This window comes from Pseudomonas sp. MWU13-2862 (genome assembly GCF_023242495.1).
In the GTDB taxonomy this organism is placed as follows: Bacteria; Pseudomonadota; Gammaproteobacteria; order Pseudomonadales; family Pseudomonadaceae; genus Aquipseudomonas; species Aquipseudomonas gingeri_D.
The window spans coordinates 38,416-49,788 of the sequence record NZ_JALMEZ010000011.1 but is presented as its reverse complement, the minus strand read 5'-3'; the positions used below and the strand labels follow the sequence as shown (position 1 = coordinate 49,788).

At 64.2% G+C, this 11,373-nt stretch carries 11 protein-coding genes; 9 read left to right on the top strand and 2 right to left on the bottom strand.

The genetic code is table 11. From position 1 onward, the window contains the following. From M5C56_RS20050 to fnr, 9 genes are all read left to right on the top strand, one after another. Entirely contained in the window at positions 1-186 is a 186-nt protein-coding gene (locus M5C56_RS20050; RefSeq protein WP_100940961.1) for a cbb3-type cytochrome c oxidase subunit 3, read from the top strand. Next, a complete protein-coding gene (gene ccoP, locus M5C56_RS20045) occupies positions 183-1,157 on the top strand; it encodes a cytochrome-c oxidase, cbb3-type subunit III (protein WP_103499334.1) in 975 nt (324 codons plus the stop codon). Before M5C56_RS20050 ends, ccoP begins: the two co-directional genes overlap by 4 nt. A 346-nt stretch (positions 1,158-1,503) precedes the next feature. After that, positions 1,504-2,919, top strand: a complete 1,416-nt coding sequence (ccoG, locus tag M5C56_RS20040) for a cytochrome c oxidase accessory protein CcoG (protein WP_103499333.1) — start codon at positions 1,504-1,506, stop codon at positions 2,917-2,919. Positions 2,920-2,930: 11 nt separating this feature from the next. Then, positions 2,931-3,470, top strand: a complete 540-nt coding sequence (locus M5C56_RS20035; protein ID WP_103499332.1) for a FixH family protein — start codon at positions 2,931-2,933, stop codon at positions 3,468-3,470. Between the two features lie 114 nt (positions 3,471-3,584). Then, complete coding sequence (locus M5C56_RS20030; RefSeq protein WP_103499331.1) at positions 3,585-5,990, top strand: heavy metal translocating P-type ATPase; 2,406 nt, start codon at positions 3,585-3,587, stop codon at positions 5,988-5,990. A 193-nt stretch (positions 5,991-6,183) separates the two neighbouring features. Then, entirely contained in the window at positions 6,184-6,399 is a 216-nt protein-coding gene (ccoS, locus tag M5C56_RS20025) for a cbb3-type cytochrome oxidase assembly protein CcoS (protein WP_103499330.1), read from the top strand. Continuing rightward, a complete protein-coding gene (locus tag M5C56_RS20020) occupies positions 6,392-7,075 on the top strand; it encodes a sulfite exporter TauE/SafE family protein (RefSeq protein ID WP_100940583.1) in 684 nt (227 codons plus the stop codon). Before ccoS ends, M5C56_RS20020 begins: the two co-directional genes overlap by 8 nt. A gap of 82 nt (positions 7,076-7,157) precedes the next feature. Beyond that, on the top strand, positions 7,158-8,540 hold the full coding sequence (gene hemN / locus M5C56_RS20015) for an oxygen-independent coproporphyrinogen III oxidase (protein ID WP_103499329.1): 1,383 nt from the start codon (positions 7,158-7,160) through the stop codon (positions 8,538-8,540). Between the two features lie 187 nt (positions 8,541-8,727). Continuing rightward, the gene (fnr, locus tag M5C56_RS20010) at positions 8,728-9,462 is read left to right on the top strand and encodes a fumarate/nitrate reduction transcriptional regulator Fnr (RefSeq protein WP_103499328.1); all 735 of its coding nucleotides are present in this window, start codon (positions 8,728-8,730) and stop codon (positions 9,460-9,462) included. Positions 9,463-9,617: 155 nt separating this feature from the next. Here fnr and glp read toward each other — a convergent pair whose 3' ends face one another. Together glp and moaB are read right to left on the bottom strand one after the other, a co-directional pair. Next, entirely contained in the window at positions 9,618-10,805 is a 1,188-nt protein-coding gene (gene glp, locus M5C56_RS20005; protein WP_177103108.1) for a gephyrin-like molybdotransferase Glp, read from the bottom strand. A 22-nt stretch (positions 10,806-10,827) separates the two neighbouring features. Continuing rightward, a complete protein-coding gene (moaB, locus tag M5C56_RS20000; RefSeq protein WP_103499326.1) occupies positions 10,828-11,367 on the bottom strand; it encodes a molybdenum cofactor biosynthesis protein B in 540 nt (179 codons plus the stop codon). Positions 11,368-11,373: the final 6 nt, after the last annotated feature.

Below are 11,373 nucleotides of genomic sequence, written 5' to 3'. Positions count from 1 at the left end.
ATGGATATCGGGATGATTCGTGGCCTGGGCACCCTGGTGGTGATGGTGGCCTTTATCGGCCTGGCGCTGTGGGTGTTCAGCCCACGGCGCAAATCGGAATTCGAGGACGCAACCCTGTTGCCTTTCGCGGATGACCCCGAAGCCATCAAGCAGGTCGAAAAAGCGTCTAGGAGTAATAAAGAATGACTATGTTCTGGAGTCTGTACGTCACAGTCCTCACTCTGGGTACCATCTTCGCCCTGACCTGGCTGCTGCTGTCCACCCGCAAGGGACAGCGCGCCGATCAGACCGAGGAGACGGTTGGCCACTCCTTCGACGGTATCGAGGAATACGACAACCCGCTGCCCAAATGGTGGTTCATGCTGTTCGTCGGCACCATCATCTTCGCCCTCGGTTACCTGGTCCTGTACCCGGGCCTGGGCAACTGGAAAGGCCTGCTGCCTGGCTACGCCTACCTCGACAACGATAAGCAGACCGCCTTCGCCAACGGCCAGACCGGCTGGACCGGCGTGCACGAGTGGGAAAAGGAAATGGCCCGCTCGGATGCCAAGTTCGGGCCGATCTTCGCCAAGTACGCGGCCATGCCCATCGAGGACGTGGCCAAGGACCCGTTGGCGCTGAAGATGGGCGCACGGCTGTTCGCCTCCAACTGCTCGGTGTGCCACGGTTCCGACGCCAAGGGCGCCTACGGCTTCCCCAACCTGACCGACGAAGACTGGCGCTGGGGCGGTGAACCGGAAACCATCAAGACCACCATCATGGGCGGTCGCCACGCGGTGATGCCGGCCTGGGCCGAAGTCATCGGTGAGCAGGGCGTGGCCGATGTCGCCTCGTTCGTGCTGACCAACCTGGATGGGCGCAAGCTGCCGGAAGGCGCCAAGGCCGATCCGGTGGCGGGGCAGAAACTCTTCGCCACCAACTGCGTGGCCTGTCACGGTCCTGAAGGTAAAGGCACACCGGCCATGGGCGCGCCGAACCTGACGCACCCGGCGGCGTTCATCTACGGTTCAAGCTTCGCGCAGTTGCAACAGACCATCCGTTATGGTCGCCAAGGGCAGATGCCGGCCCAGGCGCAGTTGCAGGGCAACGACAAGGTTCACTTGCTCGCCGCCTATGTCTACAGCCTGTCCCACGGTGATAACAAACCTGCTGAATAAGCCAGTTTGAGCAACCCCCGACGGCCCCACCAGCATAACTGGCGGGGCCGTTTTCATTACGCGCGGCCGCTTTCCACACGCAGGAAACACCCCACGGGTCGGCGGATCAGAGATCGCCATAGCCGGCGCCAATCCGCCCCCACTCACGATCAATCATCTATAGTCAATTGACTTGGATCATGCTTTGTTACATCTGCTACACCATACTGAGCGCAGACCCAACGCGACCAAAGGTCGCACCCTTGGAGCGCAGGGACGGGCGTATCATTGCGCCATTGCACTACTCTTTCCGATCGCGGTCGGCACGTACTGACCGAGGCATTTCCCCCAGCCGTGGGACGCAATAATGAGCAAGCAGATTCCGGTACACGACGTCACGCCACCTGCCAAACCCGCCAATGCAACTGTCGACCTCTACGCTTCGCGAGAGAAAATCTACACCCGTGCCTTCACCGGCCTGTTCCGCAACCTGCGGATGGTGGGGGGGGCCGGCCTGTTCCTGCTGTACTTCGGTACCGTGTGGCTGAGCTGGGGCGGTCACCAAGCCGTGTGGTGGAACCTGCCCGAACGCAAGTTCTTCATCTTCGGCGCGACCTTCTGGCCCCAGGACTTCATCCTGCTCTCGGGTCTGCTGATCATCGCCGCCTTCGGCCTGTTCTTCATTACCGTCTATGCCGGACGGGTCTGGTGCGGCTATACCTGTCCGCAAAGCGTCTGGACCTGGATCTTCATGTGGTGTGAAAAGGTCACCGAAGGCGACCGCAACCAGCGCATCAAGCTGGACAAGGCGCCCATGGGCGCCAACAAATTCCTGCGCAAATTCGCCAAGCACAGCCTGTGGCTGCTGATCGGTTTTGTCACCGGCATGACCTTTGTCGGCTACTTCTCGCCGATTCGCGAACTGGTCATCAGCTTCTTCACCGGCGAGGCCGATGGCTGGTCGTACTTCTGGGTCGGCTTCTTCACCCTCGCCACCTACGGCAACGCCGGCTGGCTGCGCGAACAGGTGTGCATCTACATGTGCCCCTATGCGCGCTTCCAGAGCGTGATGTTCGACAAGGACACGCTGATCGTCTCCTACGACCCGCGCCGGGGCGAAGAGCGGGGTCCGCGCAAGAAAGGCGTCGACTACAAGGCCCAGGGCCTGGGCGACTGCATCGACTGCACGATGTGCGTGCAGGTCTGCCCCACCGGTATCGACATTCGCGACGGCTTGCAGATCGAGTGCATCGGCTGCGCCGCCTGCATCGACGCCTGCGACAGCATCATGGACAAGATGCAGTACCCCCGCGGGCTGATCAGCTACACCACCGAACACAACCTTTCCGGGCAGAAAACCCATAAGCTGCGGCCACGCCTGATCGGTTATGCACTGGTGCTGCTGACCATGATCGGCCTGCTGGTGACGGCGTTCTTCATGCGTCCGCTGGTGGGTTTCGACGTCAGCAAGGACCGCGTGCTGTACCGCGAGAACGCCGAAGGGCGGATCGAAAACGTCTACAGCCTGAAGATCATGAACAAGGATCAGCGCGACCATACCTATGTCCTGGACGCCAGCGGACTGCCCGACCTGAAACTCCAGGGCAAGCGCGAAATCCACGTGGCCGCCGGCGAGATATTCAGCATGCCGATGGAACTGTCCAGCGCCCCCGAGCAACTGCCGTCGAGTACCAACGAGGTGAAATTCACCTTGCGCGATGCCGATGACGACAGCGTTCATATTGAAGCCAAGAGCCGATTCATCGGCCCGCAAATCCGTTAAGGAACGACACGATGCCCGCAGCAACCGCCGCAAGCCCCTGGTACAAGCACCTCTGGCCCTGGATCCTGATCGGGATCATGGCCTGCTCGGTGACCCTGACCCTGTCGATGGTGACCATTGCGGTGAAGAACCCGGACAACCTGGTCAACGACAATTACTACGAGGCCGGCAAGGGCATCAACCGCTCCCTGGACCGCGAACTGCTCGCCCAGAGCCTGAAGCTGCATGCCAGCGTGCATCTGGACGAAGTCACCGGTGAGGTCGACCTGCGCCTGCTGGGCAACAGCCAGCCGGCCAGTGTCGAGCTGAACCTGATCTCGCCGACCCAGCCGGAGAAGGACCGCAAGGTCATCCTGAACCGCAGCGCCAGCGAACCGGGGCGTTATATCGGGCAACTGGCCGACAAGATCGAAGGCCGGCGCTTTGTCGAGTTGCTGGGGGTCGAAGGCGACAAGACCTGGCGCATGTTCGAGGAAGAACAGATCAGCCAGGACAAGGACCTGAAGCTGGGCGATGAGCCGCTGCAAGGCGCTGAAGAACAGAGCAAATAAATACGATCCCGCTTCTGTGGGAGCTGGCTTGCCGGCGATGGCGTCCGAACAGGCAATGCCAGGTTCAAGGGCCCATCGCCGGCAAGCCGGCTCCTACAGTGACCGATGGCGCCTATGACAACCCCGACACCCTGTTACCACTGCGCCCTGCCCGTCCCCTCCGGCAGTCGCTTCACCGCTGTCGTCCTGGGCGAGCCCCGCGAGTTCTGCTGTCCGGGTTGCCAGGCGGTGGCGCAGGCGATTGTTGCCGGTGGCCTGGAACACTATTACAGCCATCGCAGCGAAACTTCGGCCAACCCCGAAAGCCTGCCGGTGCAACTGGTGGACGAACTGGCGCTGTACGACCGCAGCGACGTGCAAAAACCCTTTGTCCGCCATGACGGCGAACTCGCCGAAGCGACCCTGCTGATGGAGGGCATCAGTTGCGCCGCCTGCGGCTGGCTGATCGAGAAACACCTGCTCGGCCTGCCCGCCGTGGCCGAGGCGCGGCTGAACCTGTCCAATCACCGCCTGCAGCTGCGTTGGGCCGACAGCCAGCTGCCGCTGAGCCAGATCCTCGGCGAACTGCGCCATATCGGCTACGCCGCGCACCCCTATCAGGCCGACCAGGCCAGCGAACAGCTCGCCAGCGAAAACCGCAAATCCCTGCGCCAACTGGGCCTGGCCGGCCTGCTGTGGTTCCAGGCGATGATGGCGACCATGGCCACCTGGCCGGAATTCAATATCGACCTCAGTCCGGAACTGCACACCATCCTGCGCTGGGTCGCATTGTTCCTGACCACACCCATCGTCTTCTACAGCTGTGCGCCGTTCTTTCGCGGTGCCTTTCGCGACCTGCGCACCCGCCATCTGACCATGGATGTCTCGGTCTCGCTGGCCATTGGCAGCGCCTACTTCGCCGGAATCTGGACCGCGATTACCGGGGTCGGCGAACTCTATTTCGACGCCGTGGGCATGTTCGCGCTGTTCCTGCTGGCCGGCCGCTACCTGGAACGCCGCGCCCGCGAACGCACCGCCGCCGCCACCGCGCAACTGGTCAACCTGCTACCCGCGTCCTGCCTGCGCCTGGGAGCCGACAGCCAGAGCGAACGCATCCTGCTCAGTGAACTGCGCCTGGGGGAGCGGGTGTTGGTGCATCCCGGTGCCGTGCTGCCGGCTGACGGGCGGATTATCGACGGCCAGTCGAGCATCGACGAATCCCTGCTGACCGGCGAGTACCTGCCACAACCGCGCACCGTGGGGGATGCGGTCACCGCCGGCACCCTGAACGTCGAAAGCGCGTTGACCGTCGAGGTCATGGCCCTCGGCCAGGACACCCGCCTGTCCGCCATCGTCCGCCTGCTTGACCGTGCCCAGAGCGAAAAGCCGCGCCTGGCGCAGCTCGCCGACCGCGCCGCGCAGTGGTTCCTGCTGTTCTCGCTGATCGCCGCAGCGGTCATCGGCCTGATCTGGTGGCAACTGGACCCGACCCGGGCGTTCTGGATCGTGCTGGCGATGCTGGTCGCCACCTGTCCGTGCGCCTTGTCACTGGCCACCCCCACCGCCCTGACCGCCGCCACCGGCACCCTGCACAAGCTCGGCCTGCTGTTGACCCGCGGCCACGTGCTCGAGGGCCTGAACCAGATCGACACGGTGATTTTCGACAAGACCGGCACCCTCACCGAAGGCCGCCTGACCCTGCGTTCCATCCGCCCGTTGCGCGAGCTGGACAGCGAACGCTGCCTGAGCCTCGCCGCCGCCCTGGAAAACCGTTCCGAGCACCCGATTGCCCGCGCCTTCGGCCGGGCCCCGCAAGCCGCCGAAGAGGTCCACGGCACCCCCGGCCTGGGCCTTGAGGGCCGGGTCGGCGAGCAGTTGCTGCGGATCGGCCAGGCGGCGTTTGTCTGCGAACTCGGCGCCAGCCCGCTGCCGCCAACGCCGGACGAAGCCGGACAATGGCTGCTGCTGGGCGACACCCAAGGGCCACTGGCCTGGTTTGTCCTCGACGACCGCCTGCGGGACGACGCCCCCGCATTGTTGGCAGCCTGCCGGGTCCGGGGCTGGCGCACACTGCTGCTGTCCGGCGACAGCTCGCCGATGGTCGCCAGCGTCGCCGCCGAACTGGGCATCGATGAAGCCCGGGGCGGCCTGCGCCCGGACGACAAGTTGCAAGTGCTGCGCGACCTGCATAGCCAGGGCCACAAGGTGCTGATGCTCGGTGACGGCGTGAATGACGTGCCGGTCCTGGCCGCCGCCGATATCAGCGTGGCCATGGGCACGGCCACCGACCTGGCCAAGACCAGCGCCGACGCGGTGCTGCTGTCCAATCGCCTGGGCGCCCTGGTACAAGCCATCGGCCTGGCCCGGCGGACCCGGCGGATCATCATCGAGAACCTGATCTGGGCCAGCCTGTACAATGGCCTGATGTTGCCGTTCGCCGCCCTCGGCTGGGTCACCCCGGTGTGGGCCGCGATCGGCATGTCCATCAGCTCGCTGACCGTGGTGCTCAATGCCTTGCGCCTGACCCGCCAGATCACGTGAAAACTACTGCGCTCGGAAATGCTGCGTTAAAAACAGGCTCGGAATGCTCATTTACAGTCAGTAAACTCCGCTTCCTCGCCTGTTTTTGCCTTGCCTTTCCTTCGCTCGCTACGTTTTCACGCGATCTGGAAGTGAGAAATTATGAAAAAGCAAAGCCCGTTGCCGGCCTGAGCCGCGCGGGCATGGAGTTCCCATGCCAGCTCTCTACATCATGATCCCCGCCGCGCTGCTGATCGTGGCCATCGCCGTCTACATCTTCTTCTGGGCAGTGGACAGCGGCCAGTACGACGACCTCGAAGGTCCGGCCCACAGCATCCTGTTCGACGACCAGGACCCGAACCACACCGCCGCCGTCGAAGAAAGCAAAGCCACCCCGGACAAGCACGACAAGGCCCCACCCCATGCTTGAACTCGCGCCCCTGCTGGTCTCGGCGCTGATTCTCGGCCTGCTCGGCGGCGGTCATTGCCTGGGCATGTGCGGCGGCCTGATGGGCGCCCTGACCCTGGCGATTCCCCCGGAGCAACGCAGCCGGCGCTTTCGCCTGCTGCTGGCCTACAACCTCGGGCGAATTCTCAGCTATGCCAGCGCCGGCCTGCTGATCGGCCTCGCCGGCTGGGCCGTGGCCAGCAGCCCGGCGGCGCTGTTTCTGCGGGTGATCGCCGGCTTGCTGTTGATCAGCATGGGCCTGTACCTGGCCGGCTGGTGGAGCGGCCTGACCCGTATCGAAAGCCTGGGACGCGGCCTGTGGCGGCATATCCAGCCGCTGGCCAACCGCCTGCTGCCGGTGTCGAGCCTGCCCCGCGCCTTGCTGCTGGGCGCGCTCTGGGGCTGGCTGCCGTGCGGGCTGGTCTACAGCACCCTGCTCTGGGCAGCGAGCCAGGGCAATGCCGTCGACAGTGCGCTGCTGATGCTCGCCTTCGGCCTGGGCACCTGGCCGGTGCTGCTGGCCACCGGGCTGGCGGCGGAGCGGGTCACCGCCGTGCTGCGCAAACGCAGCGTGCGCATGAGCGGCGGCCTGCTGGTGATCCTGTTCGGCCTGTGGACCTTGCCGGGGCCGCACCAGCACTGGTTGATGGGGCACTAACGGCCGTTGATTCAGGTCAAGATGGCCCGGTGGCGCAGCCCCTAGACTTCGGATATTGCAGCCAATCCGGGGGAACGCCCGCATGCTCGACGCCATTCGTTGGGACTCAGACCTGATCCACCGCTACGACATCGCGGGACCGCGCTACACCTCCTATCCCACGGCCGTACAGTTCAACAGCCAGGTCGGCACTTTCGACCTGCTCCACGCCCTGCGTGACAGCCGCAAGGCCCTGCGGCCATTGTCGCTGTACGTACACGTGCCGTTCTGCGCGAACATCTGCTACTACTGCGCCTGCAACAAGGTCATCACCAAGGACCGCGGCCGCGCCCTGCCCTACCTGCAACGCCTGGAGCAGGAAATCCAGCTGGTCGCCTGTCACCTCAACCCGGCGCAGAAAGTCGAGCAACTGCACCTGGGCGGCGGCACCCCGACCTTTCTCAATCACGACGAACTGCGACAACTGATGAGCTGCCTGCGCCAGCACTTCAACCTGCTGGACGACGATTCCGGCGACTACGGCATCGAGATCGACCCACGGGAAGCCGACTGGTCGACCATGGGCCTGCTCCGCGAACTGGGCTTCAACCGGGTCAGCATCGGCCTGCAGGACCTCGACCCGAACGTGCAACGGGCGGTCAATCGCCTGCAGAGCCTGGAAGAAACCCGGGCGATCATCGAGGCGGCGCGGACCCTGCAATTCCGTTCGATCAATATCGACCTGATCTACGGCCTGCCCAAGCAGACCCCGGACAACTTCGCCCGTACCGTCGACGAAGTGATCAACCTGCAACCCGATCGCCTGTCGGTGTTCAACTACGCCCACCTGCCCGAGCGCTTCATGCCGCAACGCCGGATCAACAGCGATGACCTGCCGGCGCCGGCCGACAAGCTGGAAATGCTCCACCGCACCATCGAGCAACTCACCGCCGCCGGTTACCGCTATATCGGCATGGACCACTTCGCCCTGCCCGACGACGAGCTGGCGATTGCCCAGGAAGAATCGACCCTGCAGCGCAATTTCCAGGGCTACACCACCCACGGCCATTGCGACCTGATCGGCCTCGGAGTCTCGGCCATCAGCCAGATCGGCGACCTCTACTGCCAGAACAGCAGTGACCTGAACCAGTACCAGAACACCCTCGCCAGTGCGCAACTGGCCACCAGCCGGGGCCTGTTGTGCAACGCCGACGACCGCCTGCGCCGGGCCGTGATCCAGCAGATCATCTGCAACTTCAGCCTGGAGTTCGCCGATATCGAGCGCCAGTTCAATATCGACTTCGGCGGTTATTTCGCCGCGCTCTGGCCACGCCTGACGGAGATGGCCGCGGACGGCCTGATCGAACTCGACAGCCAGCGCCTCACGGTCCTGCCGGCCGGGCGCCTGCTGGTGCGTTCGGTCTGCATGGTCTTCGATGCCTATCTGGAACAGCAGAACCGCCAGCGTTTCTCGCGGGTGATCTGAAGGATCGATCGGTTTGCCACGGCCGGGCCCCGGACCTGCGCGGTGCCACTCACGCCAACCCAGGATCCGAGTTGGGGGGGGTGGTCACCTACGGCAGGGGTGCGCCATTTCGGCGCAGGCTGGCCTGAGCGACCCTAGCTGGGTTACCCTTACGTCTTATGTGTGTTCTCCCACAAGGATTTAAGAAATGTCCGACCCAGTGAAATTGCGCACCCACAGTCAGGCCCATTGCAAGGATTGCAGCCTGGCCCCTCTCTGCCTGCCACTTTCGCTGAATCTGGAGGACATGGATGCGCTGGACGAAATCGTCAAGCGTGGCCGACCACTGAAGAAAGGCGAGTTCCTGTTTCGCCAGGGCGACACGTTCGGCTCGGTCTATGCCGTGCGCTCCGGGGCGCTGAAGACCTTCAGCCTGAGTGACGGCGGCGAAGAACAGATCACCGGCTTTCATTTGCCGAGCGAACTGGTCGGCCTGTCGGGCATGGATACCGAGACCTATCCGGTGTCGGCCCAGGCGCTGGAAACCACTTCGGTCTGTGAGATTCCCTTCGAGCGCCTGGACGAACTGGCCCTGCAACTGCCGCAATTGCGCCGGCAGTTGATGCGGGTGATGAGCCGGGAGATTCGTGACGACCAGCAAATGATGTTGCTGCTGTCGAAAAAGACCGCCGACGAGCGCATCGCGACTTTCCTGGTCAACCTCTCGGCGCGCTTCCGTGCCCGGGGTTTCTCGGCCAACCAGTTCCGCCTGAGCATGTCGCGCAACGAGATCGGCAATTACCTGGGGCTGGCGGTGGAGACCGTCTCGCGGGTGTTTACCCGTTTTCAGAGCAATGAACTGATCGCCGCCGAAGGCAAGGAAGTGCATATCCTCGACCCGATCCAGCTCTGTGCGCTGGCGGGGGGGTCGTTGGAGGGCTGATGCGATTGTGGCGTTCTGGAGGACGCCAAGAGCTTCGCGGGCAAGTCCTGCGCCTACAGGTTTGTGCGTGCTTCAGACTTGTGTCCGACACCGCACTGTAGGAGCAGGGCTTACCCGCGAAGAGGCCCTCAAGACCACCTTATGAACCTGCCGGACTAACCCAGCACTTCGCTCAACGGAATAAAGTTGACCCAGTCACCTTCCACCAGGGTGCTCTCCTCCAACACCTCGACCAAACCCTCTGCCCACGCCGCACTACGCAGCACGCCGGAGCTCTGGTTGCGGTAGATGATCGCCCGGCCGTTTTCCAGGCGCCCGCGCAGGTATTCACGGCGATTGCCCGGCTTGGGCCAGACAAACCCGGCCGACACCTTGAACTGCAAGGGCCGGACCTCCTGTACACCCTGGCGACGTAACAGATAAGGCCGGGCCAACAACGCAAAGGTGACCAGGGTCGAAGCCGGATTGCCCGGCAGGCCGATCACCGGCACCCCGCGAAAATGCCCGAAGGTCAGCGGTTTGCCCGGCTTGATCGCCAGCTTCCACAGCTCCAGCTCACCGGCCTCGCGCAAGGCGATGCCAAGGAAATCGGCTTCGCCCACCGACACCCCGCCCGTGGACAGGATCAGGTCGACATCGCCCAACTGCGTCAGGCGCTGGCGGGTTGCCTCCAGGTCATCCGGCAAAATCCCGGCATCCAGCACTTCGCAACCCTGGCGCGTCAACCAGCTGCACAGCAACACGCGGTTGCTGTTGTAGATCTGCCCCGGCCCCAGCGGCTGGCCCGGCTCGATCAACTCGTCGCCGGTGGACAGCACGGCCACCCGCACCCGCCGCACCACATTCAGCTCGGCACAGCCCAGGGACGCCGCCAAGCCCTGCTCGATCGGCCCCAAGCGGGTCCCGGCGGTGAGTACCACTTCGCCCACCGTGGTTTCCTGGCCCTGGGGCCGGATATTCTGCTCAGCCACCAGCGCTTCGATAAAGCGCACCCGCCCATCGGCGAGTACCTCGACGTTTTCCTGCATTTCCACGCAATCGGCCCCCGCCGGCACCGGGGCACCGGTAAAGATCCGCGCGCAAGTGCCCGGCTGCAAAGGCTCGGGGGCCTGCCCGGCAAAAATCCGCTGGCTGACTGGCAGCGGCTCGCCCTGCCAATCGGCCAGGCACAGGGCGTACCCGTCCATGGCGCTGTTGGGCCAGGGCGGCAAATCGAGACCGGAAATCAGGTCCTCGGCCAACACCCGCCCATCGGCCTGGGCCAACGGTACACGCTGCGCCTCACGGATCGGCGCCGCCTCGGCCAGTTCAAGCAGACGGGCCAGGGCGACTTCCACCGGCATCAAGGCACCGAGCTTGCCCGGCTTACCCGCGGGATTCACAAGGCGCCGCCTGTTTCAGATGGGGGACGAAGTTGCACGGGCGATGGCGCGAGTCCAGCTGCTCGGCGAGGATCCCGTCCCAGCCGGTGCGCACCGCGTTGGTCGAACCCGGCAGGCAGCAGACCAGGGTGCCGTTGGCCAGGCCGGCCAGGGCCCGGGATTGCACGGTGGAGGTGCCGATATCCGCCACGGAGATCTGCCGGAACAGTTCGCCAAAGCCGTCGACTTGTTTATCCAGCAAGCAGGCCACGGCTTCCGGGGTGCTGTCGCGCCCGGTAAAACCGGTGCCGCCGGTGATCAGCACGACCTGGACCACGTCTTCGGCGATCCAGGTAGCGACCTGCGCGCGAATCCGATAGAGGTCGTCCTTGAGCAACACCCGCTCGGCCAGGTGGTGCCCGGCGGCGGTCAGGCGGTCGACAAAGACCTGCCCCGAGGTGTCGGTTTCAAAGGTACGGGTGTCACTGACGGTCAAGACCGCGATGTTCAGCGGTACGAAAGGTGTATCAGCCTTGGCTTTCATAGGCTC